This window comes from Pseudomonas fortuita (assembly GCF_026898135.2).
GTDB lineage: Bacteria > Pseudomonadota > Gammaproteobacteria > Pseudomonadales > Pseudomonadaceae > Aquipseudomonas > Aquipseudomonas fortuita.
Genome location: NZ_CP114035.2, coordinates 3,355,035 through 3,377,996 on the forward strand (window position 1 = coordinate 3,355,035; position 22,962 = coordinate 3,377,996).

Sequence of the window (22,962 nt, forward strand, 5' to 3'; positions counted from 1 at the left end):
ACTTTTTCACACTCGCCCTACAGGTATTAACAGCCGCACGGGCTACACCTGCCGTACCATTGCCCCGGTCATCATCGGAAGATCCGTATGCCTACTACCCTCCCCCCACGCCTGCGCCCTGTGGCGCTCATGGCGTTTCTGAGCCTGTCCCTGGCCGGCTGTGGCGACAGCGCCGAGCAAGACGAGCAAGCCCCCACCCCGCAAGTGCGGGTAGAAACCCTGCAACTGCAGCCACTGGCCATCAGCAGCGAACTCAGCGGCCGCATCCTGGCGCCGCGCACCGCCGAAGTGCGCGCGCGTGTCGCGGGTGTGGTACTCAAGCGGGTGTATCGTGAAGGCAGTGACGTCAAGCAGGGCGATGTGCTGTTCCTGATCGACCCGGCGCCGTTCAAGGCCGACCATGACAGCGCCCGCGCCACCCTGGCCAAGGCCAAGGCCACCCTGTACCAGGCACGTCTGCAGGAGCAGCGCTACCGCGAGCTGGTCGACGACAAGGCCGTCAGCCGCCAGGAATACGACAACGCCCAGGCCAGCTTCCTGCAAGCCGACGCCGAAGTGGCCGCCGCCAAGGCGGCCCTGGAGCGTGCCCGCCTGGACCTTGGCTACGCCACCGTGACAGCGCCCATTTCTGGCCGCATCGGCCGTGCCCAGGTCACGGAAGGCGCACTGGTCGGCCAGAACGAGACCACCCCGCTGGCGACCATCCAGCAGTTGGACCCGATCCACGCCGACGTCACCCAGTCTACCCGCGAGCTCAATGCCCTGCGCCGCGCCTTGCGCGCAGGCGAATTGCAGCAGGTGGGCGACGGCCAGGCCCGCGCCACGCTGATCCAGGACGACGGCAGCGCCTATCCGCTGCCAGGCAAGCTGCTGTTCTCCGACATCAGCGTCGATCCCACGACCAACCAGATCACCCTGCGCAGCGAGTTCCCCAACCCGGACCTCGACCTGTTGCCCGGCAGCTACGTGCGCGTGCGCCTGGAACAGGCGGTGCAACCCAAGGGCCTGAGCGTGCCGCAGCGCGCCATCCTGCGCGACAGCGCCGGTGTCCCCAAAGTGCTGGTGGTCGACCAGCAGGCCCGGGTCAGCGACCGCCAGGTAGTGCTCGGCAGCGCCCAAGGCGACCGCTGGATTGTCAGCGAGGGCCTGGCCGCTGGCGAGCGGGTGGTGGTCGAGGGCCTGCAGCATGTCAAGGCCGGTGACCACGTGCAGGTTGAAACAACCCCCGGCGTAGCACCCATCGCTCAGCATACCGGCCAGTGAGGGCCTGATTCATGCCGCAATTCTTCATCGACCGCCCGGTATTCGCCTGGGTGGTCGCGCTGTTCATTCTGCTGGCCGGGGCGCTGGCCATTCCGCAGCTGCCCGTGGCCCAGTACCCCAACGTGGCTCCGCCGCAGGTGGAAATCTACGCCGTGTACCCGGGCGCTTCTGCGGCGACCATGGACGAAAGCGTGGTGAGCCTGATCGAGCAGGAACTCAACGGCGCCGACAACCTGCTGTACTTCGAATCGCAGAGCAGCCTGGGCAGCGCCACCATCACCGCCACCTTCGCCCCGGGTACCCACCCGGACCTGGCCCAGGTCGACGTGCAGAACCGCCTGAAGGTGGTCGAGTCGCGCCTGCCGCGGCCGGTCACCCAACAGGGCCTGCAGGTGGAAAAAGTGTCCACCGGTTTCCTGCTGCTGGGCACCCTCACCTCCGAAGACGGCAAGCTCGACGAGACTGCACTGTCGGATATTCTGGCGCGCAACGTGATGGACGAAATCCGCCGCCTCAAGGGCGTGGGCAAAGCCCAGCTGTACGGCTCGGAGCGCGCCATGCGCATCTGGATCGACCCCGGCAAGCTGATCGGCTTCAACCTCACGCCCAACGACGTGGCCGAGGCCATCGCGGCGCAGAACGCCCAGGTGGCGCCTGGCAGTATCGGCGACCTGCCCAGCCGCGACACCCAGGAAATCACCGCCAACGTGGTGGTCAAGGGCCAGCTGAGCACCCCCGAAGAATTTGCCGCCATTGTCCTGCGCGCCAACCTGGATGGCTCCACGGTCACCGTCGGTGATGTCGCCCGGGTCGAGATCGGCGCTCAGGAATACCAGTACGGCACACGGCTGAACGGCAAGCCGGCCACTGCGTTCAGCGTGCAGCTCTCGCCGGGTGCCAACGCCATGGAAACCGCCACCCTGGTGCGGGCGAAAATGCAGGACCTGGCGCGTTACTTCCCGGAAGGCGTCAAGTACGACATCCCTTATGACACCTCGCCGTTCGTCAAGGTGTCGATCGAGCAGGTCATTACCACCCTGTTCGAAGCCATGTTGCTGGTGTTCGCGGTGATGTTCCTGTTCCTGCAGAACCTGCGCTACACCCTGATCCCCACCCTGGTGGTGCCGGTGGCGCTGATGGGCACCTTCGCGGTCATGCTGGCCATGGGCTTCTCGGTCAACGTGCTGACCCTGTTCGGCATGGTGCTGGCCATCGGCATTCTGGTCGACGATGCCATCGTGGTGGTGGAAAACGTCGAGCGCATCATGGCCGAGGAAGGCCTGCCGCCCAAGGAAGCCACCCGCAAGGCCATGGGCCAGATCAGCGGAGCGATCGTCGGCATCACCCTGGTGCTGGTGGCGGTGTTCCTGCCAATGGCCTTCATGCAAGGCTCGGTGGGGGTGATCTACCAGCAGTTCTCGCTGTCGATGGCGGTGTCGATCCTGTTCTCGGCATTCCTGGCCCTCAGCCTCACCCCGGCATTGTGCGCCACGCTGCTTAAACCGGTGGCCAAGGGTGAGCACCATGAACGCAAGGGCTTCTTCGGCTGGTTCAACCGCCGTTTTGAAAACCTGAGCAACGGCTATCAGCGCTGGGTGGTACAGGCGCTCAAGCGCAGCGGCCGCTACCTGCTGCTGTACGCGGTACTAATGGCGGTGCTGGGCTATGGCTTCAGCCAGTTGCCCACGGCGTTCTTGCCCACCGAAGACCAGGGCTACACCATCACCGACATCCAGCTGCCACCAGGGGCCAGCCGCATGCGCACTGAACAGGTGGCTGCGCAAATCGAGGCACACAACGCCGAAGAACCCGGCGTAGGCAACACCACCGTGATCCTCGGCTTCAGCTTCTCCGGTAGCGGGCAAAACGCGGCACTGACCTTCACAACCCTCAAAGACTGGTCCGAGCGCGGTGCCGACGACAGCGCCCAGTCGATTGCCGACCGTGCCAGCGCGGCCTTCTCCCAGCTCAAGGACGCCGTGGCGTTTTCGGTCCTGCCGCCGCCTATCGACGGCCTGGGCGAGTCGACCGGCTTCGAGTTCCGCCTGCAGGACCGTGGCGGTATGGGCCACGCTGCGCTGATGGCTGCCCGCGACACGCTGCTGGCCAATGCGGGCAACAGCAAGGTACTGACCAACGTGCGCGAAGCGTCGCTGGCCGAAAGCCCGCAAGTGCAGCTGGAAATCGACCGCCGCCAGGCCAATGCCCTGGGGGTGTCGTTTGCCGATATCGGCTCGGTGCTGGACGTGGCGGTGGGCTCCAGCTACGTCAACGACTTCCCCAACCAAGGCCGCATGCAGCGGGTGGTGGTGCAGGCCGAGGGCGACCAGCGCAGCCAGGTCGAAGATTTGCTGAAAATCCACGTGCGCAACAACAGCGGCAAGATGGTGCCACTGGGCGCATTCGTGCAGGCCAGGTGGGTCAGCGGCCCGGTGCAGTTGACCCGTTACAACGGCTACCCGGCGGTGTCGATCTCCGGTGAGCCGGCAGCCGGCCACAGTTCGGGCGAAGCCATGGCCGAAATCGAACGCCTGGTGGCTCAGCTGCCGCCCGGCGCCGGCCTGGAGTGGACCGGCCTGTCGCTGCAAGAGCGCTTGTCCGGCAGCCAGGCACCGATGCTGATGGCATTGTCGTTACTGATCGTGTTCCTGTGCCTGACAGCGCTGTACGAAAGCTGGTCGATCCCGACTGCCGTGCTGCTGGTGGTACCGCTCGGCATGCTCGGTGCAGTGCTGGCCGTGACCCTGCGCGGCATGCCCAACGACGTGTTCTTCAAGGTTGGCCTGATTACCCTGATCGGCCTGTCGGCAAAGAACGCCATCTTGATCATCGAGTTCGCCAAGCACCTGGTCGACCAGGGCATGGACGCCGCAGACGCCGCCGTGCAGGCCGCCCGCCTGCGCCTGCGGCCGATCGTGATGACCTCGCTGGCGTTCATCCTCGGCGTGGTACCCCTGGCCATCGCCAGCGGCGCCAGTTCGGCCAGCCAGCAAGCTATTGGTACCGGGGTGATTGGCGGCATGCTGAGCGCCACGTTGGCGGTGGTGTTCGTGCCGGTGTTCTTCGTGGTGGTGATGCGCCTTGCGGGACGGCGTCAGGCGCGTGACGCCAACGCACAAGGCGGGGTCAGCGAAAGCTGACTGGACAAGCCCCGTGTGAAATGGGAGGGTTCCCGGCAGTGACTGCCCGGAGCCCTTTTTCATGCCTGATGCACTGCCCCCCTGCTCCATCCTCATTCTCGCCGGCGGCCGTGGCCAACGCATGGGCGGCCGTGACAAAGGCCTGGTCGCGTGGCAGGGCGAACCGCTTGTTGCGCATGTACAGCGGGTGGTGCGACCGCTAAGCGATGACCTGGTGATTTCCTGCAACCGTAACCAGGAGGCTTACCGTATGTACGCTGACCAGCTGGTGAGCGATGCCGAAGCGGACTTCCCCGGGCCGTTGGCGGGGGTGATTGCCGGGCTCAAGGTGGCACGGCATGAGTGGATGGTGGTACTGGCCTGCGATGCACCACGGGTTGACCGCGATTTGATCGAGACGCTGTTAAGGCTGGCGGTGGCCAGTGACAGTGCGGCAATGGTACGTCAGGGTGGGTTTTGGCAGCCCATGTTCAGCGTGCTACCACGGCGGTTACTGCCAATGCTGGAGCAGGCCTGGGCGACGGGAGAGCGGAGTTTGCAGAAGGCCTTGCTGCGCGAGGCGGTGCAGGGGTTGGAGTGTGCCGATGATGATCGCCGGTTGAGCAACTTCAACAGCCCGGAACTGCTGCAAGGCTGAGGCTCTCTGCTGCCTGTTCCGGCCTCTTCGCGGGTAAACCCGCTCCCACAGGGACCGCACCGAATTTGAACACTGTGATGAACCCGGGGGAGCGGGTTTACCCGCGAAAAGGCCGGAACAGGTGATGCATCATCTAGCAGACAACTCCTCGACACTGATCTCGCGCATCCTGAACTTCTGCACCTTGCCGGTCACCGTCATCGGGAACTCGTCGACAAAGCGGAAGTACCGAGGCACCTTGAAGTGCGCAATCCGCGCCCTCGCCCACTCACGCAGCGCCTCTTCACTGGCGGTATGCCCCGGGTGCAGGCGCACCCAGGCCACGATCTCTTCGCCGTACTTGCTGCACGGCACGCCAATCACTTGCACATCCGCCACCGCCGGGTGGGTGAAGAAGAACTCTTCCAGCTCGCGCGGGTAGATGTTCTCACCGCCGCGAATGATCATGTCCTTGCTGCGCCCCACGATACGCACATAGCCCTGTTCATCCATTACCGCCAGGTCGCCGGTGTGCATCCAGCCGTCTTCATCGATGCTCTCGGCCGTGGCCTTGGGGTTGTTCCAGTAGCCAAGCATTACGCTGTAGCCGCGGGTGCACAGTTCGCCTATCTCCCCACGCGGTACGGTATTGCCGTCGGCGTCCAGCACTTTGTTCTCCAGCCGTGGCTGGGTGCGGCCGACACTGGTCACCCGGCGTTCCAGGTCATCGTCGGGCCCGGTCTGCAGCGACACCGGGCTGGTCTCGGTCATGCCATAAGCAATCTGCACCTCGGCCATGTGCATTTCGCCGATCACCCGGCGCATCACCTCGATCGGGCAGGTGGCGCCGGCCATGATCCCGGTGCGCAGGCTCGACAGGTCGAACTCCCTGCGTTGCGGGTGGTCCAGCTCGGCAATGAACATGGTCGGCACGCCATACAACGCGGTAGCCTTTTCCTCGGCCACCGCACGCAGCGTGGCCAGCGGGTCGAAGGCATCGCTGGGGTAGATCAGGGTGCTGCCGTGGGTCATGCAGCCAAGGTTGGCCATGACCATGCCGAAACAGTGATACAGCGGCACCGGCACCACCAGCCTGTCGTGCTCGGTCAGGCCCAGGCTTTCACCCACCATGTAGCCGTTGTTGAGGATATTGCTGTGGCTGAGGGTGGCGCCCTTGGGAAAACCGGTTGTGCCGGAGGTGTACTGGATGTTGATCGGGTCGTCGCAGCGCAGCTGCGCCTGGCGTTCGACCAAGGCCTGGCAGCTGACGGACTCGGCACGCGCCTGCAAGGCGTGCCAAGCCAGAAAGCCCGGTGGTGGCGAGGCAGCCAGGCTGACCACGCCGCGTAACTCGGGGAAGCGCTCGCAGGTCAGCGCGCCCGGTTGGCTGCTGGCCAGGCCAGGGACCAGGCCCTGCAGCATCGCATGGTAATCGGAAGTCTTGAACGCGTCGGCACAGATCACCCAGCGGCAGCCGGCCTGGCCGAGGGCGTAGTCCAGTTCGCTGGAGCGATAGGCCGGGTTGATGTTGACCAGGATCGCGCCCACCTTGGCGCTGGCGAACTGGGTGATGCACCACTCGGCGCAGTTGGGTGCCCAGATACCCAGCCGGTCACCGGGTTGCACGCCCAGTGCCATCAGCGCGCGGGCGTGCTGGTCGACGGCCTCGGCCAGTTGCTGCCAGGTGTAGCGCAGGGCCTGGTGGCGCACCACCAGCGCCTCGCGGTCGGGAAAGCGGGCGACGGTGGCGTCGAAGGCATCGCCAATGCATTGGGTAAGCAGGGCTTTGTCTGGATTGCCCTGGGAGTAGCTTGGCTGGGGCATGGGCACTCTCTTGTTGTTTTTGTGGGGTCTGGGCCGGCCTCTTCGCAGCACAAGGCTGCTCCTACACGGGAACGCGGTGACCTGTAGGAGCAGCCTTGTGCTGCGAAGAGGCCAGTAAATCCACCCTGGCTCTAGCGGATGAACACCTGTGGCGTAGTGGTGGACATGTCGCCACCCGGCAATTTGATGTTCTTCACCTTTTCCAGCGTATCCGGGTTGAACACCGCCAGGTCATTGAAGGTGCCGCCCAGGTACAGCTTGTCGCCCTTCTTGTCGAAGGTGACGCAGTAGTAAGTGTGCTCAAGGTTAGCCGCCTTGATCAGCTTGCGCTGCTTGATGTCGTACTTGGCCAGGCGGTTGAGCACGCCGTAGATCTGGTTCGGGTCCTTGGGCGAACGCAGGCCGGTGAAGTACAGCTCGGTCAGGTCGGCAAATTCCTGGGTGTGGGTCTTGCCGGTCTTGAGGTCGACGCTCAGGTAGCCATACAGTGGCTCGGCGGTGGCCGGGTCCTGCTTGTCATCCTTGAACCTGGCAATGGTGTACAGCATGGTGAACTCGTGACGCGGGCTCTGGTGCGGCCAGAAGTACAGCACGTCCGGGGCGCTGTAGCCTTTGCGGTTCCAGTTGCGCAGCGGCAAGGCCACCGTGTACTTGCCGGTTTTCACATCCATCTTGTAGATGTCCGGCCCTGCGACAAACAGGCTGCCATCATCGGCGGCACGCATCAGGTACACCTGGCGCGGCATCGGGAAGGTGCGCACCGGCTTGGCCTGCAGCCCATCAGTGGTGCTGAACACCTCCAGCCGCGGCGGCTTGACCACGTAGTGGTCATTCAGCATCTGGGTCGGGTTGACCGTGGCGTACACCTCCTTGCCATCGGGGCTGATGGCAAACGAGTACATCGACCGGCCCACTTCTCCCGCCACGCTGGACAGGTTGGCCCGGAAGGTATTCTTGCAGGTGTCCAGGTCGATGCCGTAGATGTCGCCGTAATGGTTGTTGAGCACGTAGGCGGTTCGGTTGTCCGGCGCCATCATCGCGGTGCCAGGGCCGAACTTGTCGGGCATCTGGCAGCTTTTGTACACCGTGTCACTGGCCACATCGACCACATGCAGGTTGTTCGGGTAGTTGGTCACGATCATGTATTCGTGGCCAGCCTTCAGCGCAGGCCCGGTGTCGTCAGCCTGAGCCAGCCCGGCGCAGGCCGTGGCGGCGAGGGTGAGCGCGAGTTGCGCGCAGCGTCCAGCTTTCATGCGGTTTCCCCTTGTCATTCTTGTTGGGCCGGTCACTTGTCTTTCGGGAACACAGTGCCGAGGTTGCGCCAGTCTTCCGCCGAGTTGGTCGCCTGGGCGTTCCAGTCCTGGTAGGTGCTCATCATGTCCGGCACCTGGGCCGGCCACCAGCAAGGGTCGGAGCAACCATACAGGTCGGCCTCCATCGGCTGGCACAGCGAGCTCACGCCACCAAAGGCATCCACTTCCCAACCCGGGTCGGTGGTGGCCGTGCAGCCGGCCACCGCACTCATGGCCATGACTTCTTCGATGCGGTCTTCGGCAGCGGCCTGTTCAAGGATGCGCGCCTTGTTGTTCAGGGGCTTCAAGTGCTTCATGTCAGTGCGCCTTCCGCGGGGTGATGTAGCGGTCGATGAAGGCCGGGTTGGCGGCCATGATGCGGCTGTAGACTTCGATGCCGAAGTCGACCCAGTCGCGCATCAGTTCGCAGTAGTGGTAAGTCGGGTGCTGCGGGTCGCCGTAGCGGGCGTAGCTTTCGTGGTAGCAGCCGCCAGAGCACAGGTTGCGGATGCGGCAGCTTTCGCAGCCGGTGTTGCTGCGGTCCAGACGCTGCGACAGGAAGTCGTTCAGCTCCACCTGCTTGACGCCCTGGTGCACGTTGCCGAAGGTCGGCAGGCTGGAACCGGTGAAGCGGTGGCACAGGTTCAGCTCGCCTTCATGGTCCACTGCCAGCATTTTCAGCCCGGCACCGCATGGCAGGGCCTTCTTGTGGCCCTCGTGGATGTCGGTGATCAGCTGGTGCAGGTTGGAAAAACCGATATTGCGGTGTTCCAGCGCGGCGTCCAGGTAGCGGCGCCCCAGCGCCTTCATGTTGGCGAAGACCTCAACCAGTTCTTCGCCGGTGAGGTTGAAGTCCGCCATGTCGCCGGAAGTGACCGGGGCAAAGCCGACTTCGGCAAAGCCCATTTCGTTGAACAGATGGTTCCAGATCGTCTCGATATCGGTGATGCCGCGGGTCAAGGTCACCCGCGCCCCCACCGGCCGACTGTTGTAACGCGACAGCAGCATGTCGGCCTTGCGCCGCACGACGTCATAGGTGCCCTGCCCGCCCACCGTGATGCGGTTGCGGTCGTGCACGGTCTTGGGGCCGTCGATGCTGATCGACAGGCCGAACCGATGGGCGTTGAGCCAATCGACGATCTCTTCGGTCAGCAACGTGGCATTGGTGGTCATGATGAATTCCACCTGCTTGCCCGCCTCGGCGAAACGCCGCTCGCAGTAGCCCACCATGTGTTCGATCAGTGGCCGGTTGGACAAGGGCTCGCCACCGAAGAACACCACGCTGTAGCGCTCCTCGTCGGGCGATTCCTTGAGCAGCATTTCCACCGAAGCTTCGGCGGTGGCGGTGCTCATCTTCTTGCCGGCAGATGGCTTGTCCAGGTCTTCCTTGTAGCAATAAGTGCAGCTGAGGTTGCAGCCAGTGTTGACGTTGAGCACCACGGTATTCAGCGCGGTGCGCTCGACCCGCTTGACGCCGATTTCCGCGGTCAGCGGCGAGCCGTCGCTGACCAGCTCCAGGGCGATCAGCTCGCGCAGGGTGTCCTGGATATCGTTGCCGGCAAACTGCTGGCCCAGGCGCTGCATCAGCTCCTCGGCCGAACAGCCTTGCTGGCGCAAGGTGTCGATGATGCCCCCGGTCACCGCGTCGGCGGTGAACAGCGAACTGCTGGGGATGTGGAACAGCATGCGGTCGGCATCTACCTGCACTTCATGCAGGTTGCGTTCGACCAGGTTCAGTAGTGCGCCCATGGCGACCTCCCGGTAATCGATCCGTTGGAAAACCGTTGCACCCTGCCGTTACGGCAGCGGTGGGTTGTTCCAGCGCTGAACGGTGACGATCATGTGCCCTTCGCCCGTCTGGCCACCGTCGGCCAGCGTGGCGATGACCTTCAGGTTGCCCGCGTTGTTGGTCATCATCTTGCGTTCAGGGTTAGGGCCAGCGCCGCCTGGCACGAACACGCCATCGGCCTGCATCTGCCCGGCGAACTTGACGTCTTCGTCCTCGACCGCACGTTCATTGAATGGCTCGACCTTCCAGGTGGCCGGCAGATAGCCGATGCGCAGCGGCTGGCCACTGGCGTCCTTACCCCAGGCTTCGGCCTCGAAGCGGCCCTGCACCTTGGGCACCGAAGCGCCGTTTTCACCGATGCGGGCAATGGAGAACGCCGGCACGACTTTCACTTCCTCGACCTTGTCGTACACCGCCAGGCTCACGCCCTTGAGCGCCCCCACCGCAACCTCGCGCTGGCCAGGCTTGGCGCCGGCTGCAGCGCGGGCCTTGACCCGTACCAGGGTCGGGGTCTGCTCCAGTACTTCGGTCACTTCCACCCCGGCACCCAGGTCAGGCTTGCCCTCCAGGCCGCTGCCCACCAGGGTGATCTCGCTTTCGCCACCCGCCTTGATGAAGGCCGGTTGCACCGCCAGCAGCCGCGCCTTGCCTTCCTTGGCAGCCGTGAAGTCCAGGCCACGCTCGTCGTGTTCGGCCTCGAACATGCGGCCTTTCATTTCGCCATCCAGCGCCGCGAATACCTGGCGCAGGTGGGTGTCGCCAACCTTGACGTTGCCGCGCCATTCATAGCCGTTGTACAGGATCGCCGAGCCGCTACCGTTGAAAGGTGTACCGTCGGCATAGGCGCCTTTGACCTCGACCTTGAAGGTGTCGCCCTCCCCGGCCGAAACGCTCATCACACCGCGCACATCGCCCTTGGCCAGCATATGGCCGCTGAACGCCCACTGCCCCGGCAGCACGTCGGCCTTCGGTTTTGCCTGCTGCCATTCAGCCCAGGCCGGGTTGTCCAGCGGGTAGCGCTTGGCAAGTTCCGGCACCACCTGTTGCAGGGCAATCGGCAGCCAGTCGCGGTCCCGCGCCTGGGCCTGGTATTCGAGGGACGGCCACTGGCCAAGGTGGAAGTTGACCAGGTGCTCCCACTCCTTGGCCGGGCGGCGCTGCAAGGCGACGCGAGCCCCAGAGTGGCAACGGCCACAGGTTTCGCTGAGCTGGGTGTCGAAATGCTCGACCGTGTTCAGCCGGCGCTCCATGGCGTAGCGCACGCCATCGGTTTCGCTGGGCGCCAGGCCCTGCTTGTCGGCCAGGTACTTGACCAGCGTGCGACGGTCGTCGTCGCTGATCTGCAGGCCGTGCATCACCTGCATGCGGGCGATACTCATCAGCCAGCCTTCTGGCGTTTTACGCTGGTGGCTGATGCGGCTGTAGGTATCGTTGCCTTCGGGGATATGGCACCCCATGCACTTGTTCTGCAACAGGCTCGGGCCCTGCTCGGCCGCCATGGCCTGGGTGCTCAGCAGCGCGGCGGCGACCAGCGCCAGTTTGCCCGCATGCCGCCGGAGTCGAGTCGTCTTCAAGGTCAGACCTCCACGGTTGTTGTTCTTATCGTTTTTCGCACGCTTTGGTACAGCAGGTGTGCATGTGACAGAGGTGATACAGGAACTGTGCCAGTTGCAGTAAACGCTTGGCCTTTCAACCCCTTAGGCAGTTTGCTGGGGTTGGCCAGCAGCAAGGATGGCCAATTGCAGCGTGCCATTTCGCGACAGAGTGTTTCATCCTGAGACAGGGGCCTGCCATGCAGGCCTTCGCGGGCATGCCCGCTCCCACAGGTTAACCATTGCCTTGAAGACCTGCGCTGTACCTGCAGGCGCTGGCTTGCCGGCGATTGGCCCTTGAAACCACTGTTTCACCACGGTCTCACACCGTCTCAATGTGCAACAACGCACGCCTGCAATCCGAGCCTTGCATCACGGCAAAACCCAGTCAACTCAATGCCTTGCTGGCATCTGCCCACCTTGGCACGCCCATTGCGCCAGTGCCCTTCACACCCAATGACAAGAGGCACAGCCCCATGCTTTGTGAACTGCCCATCCTGCCCGCCACCCGCGCCTTTCTCGAACGCAAACTGAAGATGCGCATTGGCGCCGACTGGCAGGATGCCGCCAGCGGTCGCACCCTGTCGTTCCGCAACCCGGCCACCGGCGAAGTGCTGGGTGAAGTGCCCGCCGCCGACGCCGAGGATGTCGACCGCGCCGTGCGCGCGGCACGCCAGGCCTTCGACGATTCGCCGTGGAGCCGCCTGCGCCCACGCGAGCGTCAGAACCTGCTGTGGCGCCTGGCCGACCTGATGGAGCGCGACGCTCGCCAGCTGGCCGAACTGGAATGCCTGAACAACGGCAAGAGCGCCGCGGTAGCGCAGGTGATGGACGTGCAACTGGCCATCGACTTTCTGCGCTACATGGCCGGCTGGGCTACCAAGATCGAGGGTAGCACCGTCGAAGCCTCCATGCCGCTGATGCCTAACGACCAGTTCCACGGCTTCGTGCGCCGTGAGGCGGTCGGCGTGGTCGGTGCCATCGTCGCCTGGAACTTCCCGCTGCTGCTGGCCTGCTGGAAGCTTGGTCCGGCCCTGGCCACCGGCTGTACCCTCGTGCTAAAGCCCGCAGACGAAACCCCACTGAGTGTGCTGAAGCTGGCGGAACTGGTAGATGAAGCCGGCTACCCGGCAGGCGTATTCAACGTGGTCACCGGCACCGGCCTGAATGCCGGCGCAGCCCTCAGCCGCCATCCCGGCGTAGACAAGCTGACCTTCACCGGCTCTACCGAGGTCGGCAAGCTGATCGGCAAGGCGGCCATGGACAACATGACCCGCGTCACCCTGGAGCTGGGCGGCAAGTCGCCGACCATCGTGATGCCGGACGCCAACCTGCAGGAAGCCGCTGCCGGCGCTGCCACGGCGATCTTCTTCAACCAGGGCCAGGTGTGCTGCGCGGGTTCGCGGCTGTACGTGCACCGCAAGCACTTTGACAACGTGGTGGCCGACATCGCCGGCATCGCCAACGGCATGAAGCTGGGCAACGGGCTGGACCCGGCCGTGCAGATGGGGCCGTTGATTTCGGCCAAGCAGCAGGACCGCGTCACCGGCTATATCGAACTTGGTCGCGAGCTGGGTGCGACCATTGCCTGTGGCGGCGAAGGCTTTGGGCCGGGCTACTTCGTCAAACCAACAGTGATCGTCGATGTCGACCAGCGCCACCGCCTGGTGCAGGAAGAAATCTTCGGGCCTGTGCTGGTAGCGATGCCATTCGACGATATCGACCAAGTGATCGGCATGGCCAACGACAACCCCTACGGCCTGGGTGCGAGCATCTGGTCCAACGACCTGGCTGCTGTGCACCGCATGATCCCGCGTATCAAGTCGGGGTCAGTGTGGGTCAACTGCCACAGCGCGCTGGACCCGGCGCTGCCGTTTGGTGGCTACAAGATGTCTGGCGTGGGTCGTGAGATGGGCGCAGCGGCCATCGAGCACTACACCGAGCTGAAGTCGGTGTTGATCAAGCTCTGATCTTCTGCCTGTACCGGCCTCTTCGCAGCACAAGGCTGCGCCTACAAGCGCACCCGGTCCCTGTAGGCGCAGCCTTGTGCTGCGAAGAGGCCACCCCAGGCAACCCAAAACAACAACAAAAAACCATGGAGCACCCCATGAGGCACTCACTCGCCTGCACGTTGGCCCTGCTGCTCGCCGCACCCGCCAGCCAGGCCCACGCGCTGTACAACCAGAACGGCACCACCCTCAACGCCGACCTCGAAGCCCTGTTCGGCGCCTTCCACAGCGACGAAAGCTTCAATCAGGCCGGCAACCGCCAACCAGGCAGCACCGCCTGGCAGGAGGGTTACGTCAAGTACGGCCTCAGCGCCAGCCAGGCTTTGGCCGATAGCGGCACCCTCTACGGCGCCTTCAACCTGCTAAGTTCCGCCACCTGGGGCGATGGCGACGCCGCCGGCCTGACCTTGGGCGATGAGCGCCGCACCGCCATCGAAGACCTGTACCTGGGCTGGCGCTCGGCCAACCTGTTCCCGGCCCTGGGCGAAGACGGGGTAGACATCTCCGGTGGCCGCCAGGTGGTGACATTGGGTGACGGCTTCCTGATCCAGGGCGACCCGGTGAACCTGGGCAAGGCCGACCTGGGCGCCAACTTCGACCGCGGTGGTGCCTACTACCTGGCCGCACGCAAAGCCTTCGACCGCACCGCCGTGCTGCGCCTGGGCGGCAAACAGGGTTGGCGCGGCGACCTGATGTGGCTGAAGTCCGATAACCATTACCAGGCCGACACCTCCCTTGCGGTAGCCAACCTGGAACACGTCACCGCTGCCGGCACGGTGGGTTTGAGCTGGATCCGCGGCCTGGACGTGGACCATCGTTACGCGCAGATCATGGGCCTGCAACACCGCGACGGCATGGACACCGCCAGCCTGCGCGGGCGGGGCAACCTGGGCGTGAAAGACCTGGAGCTGGCGGGCGAATACGTGACCCAGGACAAGACCGGCGGGCGCGAGAATGCCTGGTACCTGGAGGGCAACTGGACCTTCTCCGAGCTACCATGGACCCCCACCGCCACCTACCGCTACAGCCGCTTCTCGGAAGGCTTCGACCCACTGTTCTACGGCCTGAGCCGGGGCTATGGCACCTGGTTCCAGGGTGAGGTGGCAGCCAACTATGCCGGGCCGTTCAACAAGAACAGCCAGGTGCACCACGTGGCGCTGAAAGGCAAGCCACGGGACAACCTGACCGTCGGCGCGCTGTACTTCGACTTCGATACGCTGGACACCGACCAGGGCAACCTCGGCGGGCGGGAGCTGGACCTGTATGTCGAATGGATGGTCAACGACCATCTGCTGATCAGCCCGCTGGTGGGGTTCTACAAGCCTGAGCGCAGTGCGGCCAATGGCGGTACGCAGCTGGGTGGGACGGACACCGGGACCTATATGCAACTGGTGGTCGGGACCTTCTTCTGATTCAAGATTCTGGGGCTGCTTTGCAGCCCCGGCAATCTCAAGCCAAGCCCTGCTCCATCAGCCACCGCCGCACCATCCTCTGCTGTGCACCCGCAAGCCCCGACAACACTGTCTCAACAGGCCGGCCACTACGTATTTCCCGCAGTACAGGCGCCAACTCCACGCCCTGCAAATGCCACACCCCCAACGGCTGATCCGGCGTTACCACCACCTCGGCCGCCTCCACCAGACCGTCCCGCAGCACCGGCCGCCGCTCAACCCGTACGGCCTGCCGGTCAGCCGCCTGATGCAGTGGCTGCGCATCCGGCCAGCTTTGGCGCCTGGCCCAGAACGAGTGCCCCGCCCGCTCCTGCTCCTGCCCGTAGAAATCCCGCCCGATACGGGCAAAGCGCAAGAACAGCTGCTCGACCCGCTGCTGGTGAAACTGGCACGCCAACTCGGCCCGTTCAGGCCTGCGCAGCAACGTATTGATTACCACCGGTGCTTGTAACGCCGAAGACAGCGACTGGAAGATCCCATTGCCCGACAGCGGGTCAACCGCCATCGCCGCATCACCCACCCGTATCCAGTCCTGCCCGACACATTCGCCCGCCAAAATCGCCGTACTGCTGCGCGCATGCACCTGTACTGGCGCCCGCGCCCTCTCATCGAACAGCTCGGCCACCAGCGTGCTGCTGGCACGCCGCGCCGCGCAGTAATCTGCCAATCCGAGCTTGCCCGGCAGCCCACCGGCGTCCAGGGTGGCTTGCCAGTAGCAGCGGCCATCTTCCAGGCGGGCCATCCAGGCCCAGCCATCCTCCAGGCTTTCCACTGCCGACGCAGGCGCCCCAGGGCTACCCTGCCAGACGTTGAGCAGGCTGACCGTTTCCGGCCCGCGCAGGCGGTCCGCAGCCAGCGGTGCCTGACGCCCTCGAGCCTCGACGAGAAAATCAGCGATCAGGACTTGCCCATCATCCAGACGGACTTGATGATTGCCCTCATGCGTGACCTCGCGCACCCGCCCCTCAACCACGCTTACACCTGCACGCTGAAGGTCGTCGCGCAGCGCCCGGTCAAACCGTTGCCGATCCAGCAAAAATTCCTGGTTCATTTGCAGGTGCTGGCCGTTCCAGTGCACCTGCCGGGTGGCCGGCATGGCTGCCTGGCTCAAGGCGCCGCCCAGGCCTGCGTGGCGCAAGCCCTCCAATACCCGCACAGAAACACCTTCGACCGCGGCGAACCGGCGCCACTGCGACACCACAGTGACCGCATAGCCCAGGCGCCGCAAGCCGATGGCCGTGGCGGCCCCCGCAGGGCCGGCGCCCAGTACCACAATGCGCGATTCAGTCATGGCTGGCACCTCGTCGCTCCGGGCCGGTGAATGCGGCATTGCTGCGCAACCAGTCGTGCACCCGCTGACAGTTCATACCCGGCTCCTCACGCATCAGCGCCGCGATCCTGCCGCTCAAGGCTGCACAGCCCAAACTCGCGCCTGCCCTGCTACCAGCCCCGACGTAACCGCCAAAGTCCGCCTGCCGGGTGCCAAGCCAGGACCACTGGCCGGGCGCGCAACGGGCATCACCGGTAACCCGGAGCACCCCGGGGTAGCTGGCCGGGTACACCGGCCCACCCTGTGCCGGGCTGGATGCACACAACAGCACACCCGCAGCCAAGGCCTCAGCGCAAGCCTGGTGCAGTACAGGCCGGTCCTGCTGCAAGCCGAGGCTGAGGTTGACCAGCGTTGCCCCCGACTCCACCAGCCACAGCAGTGCGGCCGCCACCTGCAAGGCACTGGTGCTGGCCTGATCGCTGAACACCTGCGCCACCAGCAACGGCACGGGGCCAGCTTCGCGTCGCAGGCCTGCAAGTACTGCACTGCCATGCCCTAGCAGGTCGGGCAGCCTCTCGCCTTCACGCAGCTGGCCGTCTTCCAGCCAGAAACGCCGGGAGCCAAGCAAACCGCTGGCCTGCTCCGGCGAGCAGCCACTGTCGATGATGCCAACGCGCACGTCAGTGGCCATGTTTGACCGCCTCCTGCGCCAGCACCTGTAGCTGGCCATCATGCAGTTGCAAGTGCAGGTCGGCATCGGCCAGTGTCGACGCACGGTGGCTGATCAGGATCCGCGTGCGGCCGACGAACAATTGGTCAATGGCCGCGATCACCTCGCGCTCGGTGGCTTCGTCCACCGCCGAGGTGGCCTCGTCCAGCACCAGAATCGCCGGGGCCTGCAGCACTGCGCGGGCAATGGCAATGCGTTGCTTTTGCCCACCAGACAACTGCTGGCCACGCTCGCCCAACAGGCCGTCCAGGCCCAACGGCAGGCTTTCGACCAGGCTATCCAGTCGCGCCAGGCGCACTACGCGCTCCAGTTCTGCACGGCTGGCTTCGGGCACACCGTAGGCCAGGTTTTGCGCCAGGGTGCCACGGAACAGCACGATGTCCTGGCTGACCACCGCGATGCGTCGACGCAGCGCAGCCAGGTCCAGGTCGCGCAAGTCGATGCCATCCAGCAGGATACGCCCGGCGTCCGGGTCATAAAAACGTTGCAGCAGGTCGATCAGGGTCGACTTACCCACCCCCGAAGCCCCCCTGATGGCCACCTTGAGCCCGCCCGGCACGCACACCTGCACATTGCTCAGCACGGCGCCCTGGCGCCCTTCATGGGCAAAGCTCAGCGCCTCCAGGCGCAATTCGCCAGGCCCGTCGGGCATGGGCTGCGGGTGGGCGGCCGGGCGCACGGCCACGGCCTCGCGCTTGAGCTCCATCACCCGCCCCAGGCTCACCGCCATGCGCTGCACCGCCACGTACAGGCCAAGCAGGCTCTGCACCGGGCCGACTGCCATGCCCATGTAGGTGGAAAAGGCGATCAGCGCGCCCAATTGCCAGGTCCCCTGAATCACCCACCAGCCGCCAACCAGAAACGCGCAAGCGCGGCACCAGGAGGTAAGCGTGCCGGGGATGGCCTGGGTGAAGAATTCGGTCACCTGCACTTTCAGCAGCTGACGCATGTAGCCCTGGCCAAGTGCGTCCAGGCGCCCTGCCTCGCGGCTTTGCTGGCCGGCCGCCTGGATGAACTTCATCGCCGGCAAGGTCTCGACCAAAAACGACGACACATCCGCCGAACGCTCGCGCAGGCTGCGCACCTCGCGCTCAACCTTGCGCCGCATCCAGCGCAGCCACAGCACCTCGATCGGCACCAGCAGCGCCAGCAACAGCGACAGCTGCCATGACAGCATCAGCATCAACGCCACCGCGCCCACCAGGCCAATGACGGCGGATACAGCCGAGAACAGCGAATCCACGGCAAAGCGCTGGATCTCTGCCACATCGCCATCCAGCCGCGAAAGAATGTCGCCCATGCGCCGCCGCCCATAGAACGTCGGCGACAACTGCTGCAGGTGCCGGTACAGGTCATCACGCAGGGCAAACAGGATGCGCCCGGACAGCCGCGTGTGCAGGTAGCGGTTGACCCCGGCCAGCACCGTGCCCAACAGGCCCGCGCCGATCATGATCGCCGCCATGTGCCAGAGGGTCTGGTAATCCTTGGCCAGCAGCCCCTCGTCAATCAGCGTCTTGACCAGCCAGGGCTGTGCCAGCGCCAGCAGCGAGGCGCCCAGCGACAAGCCGAGCAACAGGCCGATGGCACGTTGATGCGGGCGCACGAAACCATACAGCCAGGCCAACGCCTGGCGCATGAGTGCAGGGTCACTGGAGTCCACCAGCCTTGCGAACAAGGGGCCCATGGTCAGCCGCGCAACTGTTTGAGCTTGCGGTACAGCGTCGCCCGGCTGATCCCCAGTGCCTCGGCCGCGGCAGAAACGTTCCCCTGGTGGCGCGCCAAGGCGCCGCGAATCAATTCCAGTTCGTTGTCCTTCAGGCTGCCGGAGGGCGCCGTGCCGCTGGCCAGTTCGTCCAGCAGGCAATCGGTGAGGTGGTCCAGGGTCAGCACCTGCTCGCCGTCCTCGCGCATGGCCAGCGCCGTGCGCACTACCATTTCCAGCTGGCGAATGTTACCCGGCCAGTCGAAGCCTTCGAGCAACGCGGCCAGTGCCGGGTCCAGGGTTACGCCACGGGCATCGGCCTTGTCCAGCAGGCCCTGGATGATCTGCGCCAGGTCATCACGCTCGCGTAGCGCCGGCAAGCGCAGTGATACGCCGTTGACCCGGTAGTACAGGTCTTCGCGGAAGTGCTGCTCCTGTACCAGGCGTTTGAGGTCGCGGTGGGTGGCGCAGATCAGCGCCACATCAATGTCCTGCTCGTCGCCGGCCCCCAGCGGCGCCACCCGGCGTTCCTGCAATACCCGCAGCAGGCGCGCCTGCAAGGCCAGCGGCATGTCGCCGATTTCGTCAAGGAACAGCGTGCCACCATGAGCCTGCATCAACCGCCCGACCATGCCGCCCCGCCGGGAGCCTGTGAAGGCGCCCTCGCGGTAGCCGAACAGCTCGGACTCGATCAACCCTTCGGGGATGGCGGCGCAATTCACGGCCACAAACGGTTTGTCAGCGCGCGGGCTGGCCTGGTGCAGGGCCCGGGCGACCACTTCCTTGCCGGTACCGGTCTCGCCCAGCAGCAACACCGGCAGGCCATTGCCCAGCCCCTGGCGAGCCATGCGCAGGTTGCGCGCCAACCGTGGGTCACCACCGGCCAGGGCGTCGAGTGCCGGCGACTGCTTGCCCAGCGTCGGCTTGCTGGCCGGCGTGCTGCCATTGACCCGGCCATGGCGCGGCAACTGCAGGGCACGGAAGTAGAACTCGCCCTTGGCCGTTTGCACACTGCTCACCCCGCCCTGCCACAGGCGCGCAATAAACGCGGGTGAGCGTTCGCCGAGCAGGTCCGTACTGCGCCGGCCAATCAGCTCGGGGCGCGGCACCTGCAACAACTGGCAGGCACTGTCGTTGGCAGCCAGCACCTCGCCATCAAGGCTCAGTGCCAGCAGGCCATGCCAGGCACTGTTGAGGTATTGCGGGCGGCTGTGGAAGGCCAGCACCAGTTGCTCTGGGTGGCACAAACCGAACAGGCGGCTCTCGATATTGCCGGCGGCCAGCATCAGTGTCGACAGGCTGTCCTGCGGTTGCGCCATTACCCCTTCGCGCGTGATGTCGAGCACGCCGATCACCTCACCACGCGGGTCACGCAGGGGGACCGAGGTGCAGGAAAACGGGCTGAGGCGGTCAAGGTAGTGTTCGCCGCAGTTGATCAGCGTCGGGCGGCCTTCTACAACGGCCGTGCCGATGGCATTGGTGCCGCGCAGCGACTCGCTCCAGCAACTGCCCGGGTGCAGGTCGCGCAGGCCCTCGCGTTGCAGCACATGCTTCTGCCCTTCGATGGCCAGCACATTGGCCTGGGCGTCGCCGAGGATGACGATACCGGCCTTGCCCTGACGCGCGACCAGGTAATCCAGTTCCGGGGTAACGGCGTCGACCAGCAAGCGGTTGCGCTCCAGCAGCATACGCAGGTCGTGGCCCTGCGCCAGGCCCAGGCCGACCTGTTCACCCTGGAGGCAATCCAGGCCATGGCCCAGGCTGCGGCGCCACGACGCGTCGATCTCGTCGCGCAGCATGCCCAGCGGCAGCTCGCCTTCGCTGGCCAGCTTCAGCCGGGCCTGGCGGGATTCATGCAGCGGGTCGTGGGCGTTTGTTATTAGTTGTCGCGCCATTTTCTTCTCCGGCTGTGCCCTGCAAGGTGGCGGGGTACGGGCTTGGGAATTTTCCGCAGTGTGCGGGAGAAAAAGCTGGGCGTCATCTGGTTGATGGGTTGAGGGGGGGTGCCCTTGTGTCGCAATCGGGCTGCAAAGCAGCCCCGGAATGTCTGCCATGATGCACATATCGCCGGGGCTGCTCTGCAGCCCGTTCGCGACACGAGGCCGCTCAGAGACCGCGTGATCTTAAGAGCGGCGCTTTACCGCTTAAAGTGGGCTTGCCCTCAACCCCTTCACGGTCAACTGTTGCCCCTCTACCCCATCCAGCAGCGCCTCCACCACCGCCTTGGCCGAATCCAGCCCATGGTCGTTGCTCAACAGCAGATCACGACAGGTCCCCTTGGCCAATTCCAACGCCTTGAGGTTTGTCGCAAACGCCCCTTTCAGCAACGTGGACAGGTGCACTAGCGCATCTTCGTAGTCCACCCCAGAACGCACGGCAAACAACGGCGGATGGCTGCATTCGCAAGTCGAGAAGCTGGAAGACGCCGTGGTGGCGCGGGCGGGGGGATCAGGTAAGCCTTTTGTCATTGTGTCGCTCCTTGATTCACTGGAGCCGCCACAAATCGCTACCAAACGAAAGGGTGACGGCTGTACGCAGGTTGGTAGACCGGGAATCAAGGAAACCGGCGCGCACGAAGGCGCCCTACGCACAGCCGCCATAAAACGAAACAGCCGGGCACAAAAAAGCGCCAACTGTATCGCAGAGCGGGCGCTTGTGCGCCTTGATTGATCGCGGGCTACCAAACCCGGCTGCTGGATTGACAGCAGCGGGCAAAGACTACCGGGGTCAGGGAAGGGTTTCAAGCTTAGGGCATGTGTAGTAACACTTCTGTTGGCCGCACCGGCTGCTTCGCGGTCTTTCCCACGGTGCGACCAACATAAAGGCTGTTATCGCGCTTGCGCCTGCGTGACTTTCAGGTTGTCTATGACCATTCTCGGGTTCTCGCCATCTTCAACCATATAAAGGTGCAGGATTTCAGGGCCGTCGACCGTAAGTTCATCCGATCCATAATGCATACCTTCACGGTCATTCAGCAGCCTGTGGTTGTCGGTAAACGAGAGATCTCTTGTGCATACATCACGGCAGCCCCAGTCGTAACTGACGCGGCGACGCCCGTTACCAGGCAGTAAAATCTCGGTTGAACCTTCAAACTTGAGATGTTTTGCGCTTATCGAGCTTCCACCGCCCCCGTGCGAGTCATCGCTGACTTCCCCCGTGCCATGCAATATGAATGTCGATCCGTCAACTTTGAATTCTTTTCGCTCACCGATCTGCTCGGATTCAAAATCAACGTCAGAGGTGACGATGGGTCTTCCCACCGCCTGGTCTTCCTCATCGTAGGTAAACTGCATGACCTGGTCCTTTGCCGTAGGAAGCTTGATTCGGATGACAGGAACCGCCTGGCCATAAGCTGCGTGATAACGGACCTGGTCAAATTGCGCCAGCAATCCCGCTTGCGTTTGCCCCTCCACATAGAAAAATGCATACAAAGGCAAGTCTGCGCCCACGCCAACTTTCCATACGGGGAGCAAAATCTCGTTGTAGCCCATCCATGCGTCTGCGCTCAACCCCGCCCTGACTTTTATCGGCATCTCGAACCACTGCGCCTTCATGTTAGCGGGGGCTTCGCGCAGGTCCCATCCGCAGACTCTGGACTTCACAATGTCATCGTCGCTGTACGTTGCCAGCCACGCATCGGCATCCGTTACACCGACTTTCTGGCACGCATCGGTGGTGGCTTCAAACCCGTCTTGCGGTCCGCACCCGTTCGCCGTATCGCGGTTGTCCGTTCCGCCATCTATTGGGAAGGTGCACAACACCTCAAGATCGCGAATCTTGTTGTGCGGGATGGCCTGCAGTGGCGGAAACAAAAAACCATTGAAGCGTTCCGCCGCCCTGCCAAAGTTGGTATCGCGGCGCGCCCAGGAAAACGCGATGGCGCCTTTGTCCAGGTGCTTCTGGCTCGGGTCCCAAGGTAGAAAGTCTGGGCTGAAGCCCGTGGCACGCATTTCGATACCGCTGCACAGGTAACTCGGTTTATCAGGGCCGCCGCAGTCTTCGGTAACGGAGTCATACCAAACCTTGAGTTGCGCGATTACCTGCTCCCCGCGCTTGTTCAGCGCGGTCAACTGCTGAGACTTGGCTGTTTCACTTATCAATAACTGGGTCTGTGCGACTGGGCGGGGAGCCTGCACAAAGGGCGTGTGCGCCCCGCAACCGACCAAACTACCAATGATTAAAAACAGCAGCCACATTCGAGTCAGCATCACCAAGCACCTTTTCCAAACAGTCTCAGCCTGCACATTCAGATAGGTCACAGGCGTTGGTGCTATTTGCTCACAG

16 protein-coding genes are annotated in these 22,962 nt (G+C 64.2%); 5 read left to right on the plus strand and 11 right to left on the minus strand.

Annotated elements, in window-relative coordinates; all coding sequences use genetic code 11:
* Positions 1 to 87 precede the first annotated feature (87 nt).
* The 3 genes from OZ911_RS15405 to mobA all read left to right on the plus strand — a co-directional run bounded on the left by OZ911_RS15405 (position 88) and on the right by mobA (position 5,040).
* Complete coding sequence (locus tag OZ911_RS15405) at positions 88 to 1,263, plus strand: efflux RND transporter periplasmic adaptor subunit (protein WP_070086657.1); 1,176 nt, start codon at positions 88 to 90, stop codon at positions 1,261 to 1,263.
* 11 nt (positions 1,264 to 1,274) lie between these two features.
* Entirely contained in the window at positions 1,275 to 4,403 is a 3,129-nt protein-coding gene (locus tag OZ911_RS15410) for a multidrug efflux RND transporter permease subunit (RefSeq protein WP_023047178.1), read from the plus strand.
* Between the two features lie 61 nt (positions 4,404 to 4,464).
* A complete protein-coding gene (mobA, locus tag OZ911_RS15415; protein ID WP_023047179.1) occupies positions 4,465 to 5,040 on the plus strand; it encodes a molybdenum cofactor guanylyltransferase MobA in 576 nt (191 codons plus the stop codon).
* Between the two features lie 129 nt (positions 5,041 to 5,169).
* Here the strand turns inward: mobA and OZ911_RS15420 are convergent, their stop codons facing one another.
* The 5 genes from OZ911_RS15420 to peaA form a co-directional block, all read right to left on the minus strand.
* The gene (locus tag OZ911_RS15420) at positions 5,170 to 6,843 is read right to left on the minus strand and encodes a fatty acid CoA ligase family protein (protein WP_070086656.1); all 1,674 of its coding nucleotides are present in this window, start codon (positions 6,841 to 6,843) and stop codon (positions 5,170 to 5,172) included.
* 131 nt (positions 6,844 to 6,974) lie between these two features.
* Positions 6,975 to 8,096, minus strand: coding sequence for a quinohemoprotein amine dehydrogenase subunit beta (gene peaD, locus OZ911_RS15425; protein WP_023047180.1), 1,122 nt, complete (start codon positions 8,094 to 8,096; stop codon positions 6,975 to 6,977).
* A gap of 32 nt (positions 8,097 to 8,128) precedes the next feature.
* A complete protein-coding gene (gene qhpC / locus OZ911_RS15430; RefSeq protein ID WP_016487327.1) occupies positions 8,129 to 8,452 on the minus strand; it encodes a quinohemoprotein amine dehydrogenase subunit gamma in 324 nt (107 codons plus the stop codon).
* A gap of 1 nt (position 8,453) precedes the next feature.
* Positions 8,454 to 9,884, minus strand: coding sequence for a quinohemoprotein amine dehydrogenase maturation protein (gene peaB / locus OZ911_RS15435; RefSeq protein WP_016487328.1), 1,431 nt, complete (start codon positions 9,882 to 9,884; stop codon positions 8,454 to 8,456).
* Positions 9,885 to 9,932: 48 nt separating this feature from the next.
* A complete protein-coding gene (gene peaA / locus OZ911_RS15440) occupies positions 9,933 to 11,498 on the minus strand; it encodes a quinohemoprotein amine dehydrogenase subunit alpha (RefSeq protein WP_023047181.1) in 1,566 nt (521 codons plus the stop codon).
* A 494-nt stretch (positions 11,499 to 11,992) separates the two neighbouring features.
* Between peaA and OZ911_RS15445 the strand changes: the two genes are divergently transcribed.
* The gene (locus OZ911_RS15445; protein WP_070086655.1) at positions 11,993 to 13,486 is read left to right on the plus strand and encodes an aldehyde dehydrogenase family protein; all 1,494 of its coding nucleotides are present in this window, start codon (positions 11,993 to 11,995) and stop codon (positions 13,484 to 13,486) included.
* A 137-nt stretch (positions 13,487 to 13,623) separates the two neighbouring features.
* Entirely contained in the window at positions 13,624 to 14,937 is a 1,314-nt protein-coding gene (locus OZ911_RS15450; RefSeq protein ID WP_023047182.1) for an alginate export family protein, read from the plus strand.
* 37 nt (positions 14,938 to 14,974) lie between these two features.
* On the opposite strand, the gene qhpG is transcribed toward OZ911_RS15450, so the two are convergent.
* From qhpG to OZ911_RS15480, 6 genes are all read right to left on the minus strand, one after another.
* Complete coding sequence (qhpG, locus tag OZ911_RS15455) at positions 14,975 to 16,267, minus strand: flavin-dependent monooxygenase QhpG (RefSeq protein WP_070086654.1); 1,293 nt, start codon at positions 16,265 to 16,267, stop codon at positions 14,975 to 14,977.
* Entirely contained in the window at positions 16,260 to 16,937 is a 678-nt protein-coding gene (qhpE, locus tag OZ911_RS15460) for a subtilisin-like serine protease QhpE (protein WP_023047185.1), read from the minus strand. The genes qhpG and qhpE overlap by 8 nt, the downstream gene beginning before the upstream one ends.
* Positions 16,927 to 18,660 (minus strand): ABC transporter ATP-binding protein, encoded by a 1,734-nt coding sequence (locus tag OZ911_RS15465; RefSeq protein ID WP_016487334.1) that lies wholly within the window; start codon positions 18,658 to 18,660, stop codon positions 16,927 to 16,929. Before OZ911_RS15465 ends, qhpE begins: the two co-directional genes overlap by 11 nt.
* Positions 18,661 to 18,662: 2 nt before the next feature.
* Positions 18,663 to 20,573 carry a sigma-54-dependent Fis family transcriptional regulator gene (locus tag OZ911_RS15470; RefSeq protein WP_060517938.1) on the minus strand — a complete coding sequence of 637 codons (1,911 nt, stop codon included), beginning with the start codon at positions 20,571 to 20,573 and terminating at the stop codon, positions 18,663 to 18,665.
* A 249-nt stretch (positions 20,574 to 20,822) separates the two neighbouring features.
* Entirely contained in the window at positions 20,823 to 21,062 is a 240-nt protein-coding gene (locus OZ911_RS15475) for a hypothetical protein (protein WP_024717550.1), read from the minus strand.
* Positions 21,063 to 21,506: 444 nt separating this feature from the next.
* Complete coding sequence (locus OZ911_RS15480; RefSeq protein ID WP_023049212.1) at positions 21,507 to 22,886, minus strand: hypothetical protein; 1,380 nt, start codon at positions 22,884 to 22,886, stop codon at positions 21,507 to 21,509.
* Between the last annotated feature and the right edge of the window lie 76 nt (positions 22,887 to 22,962).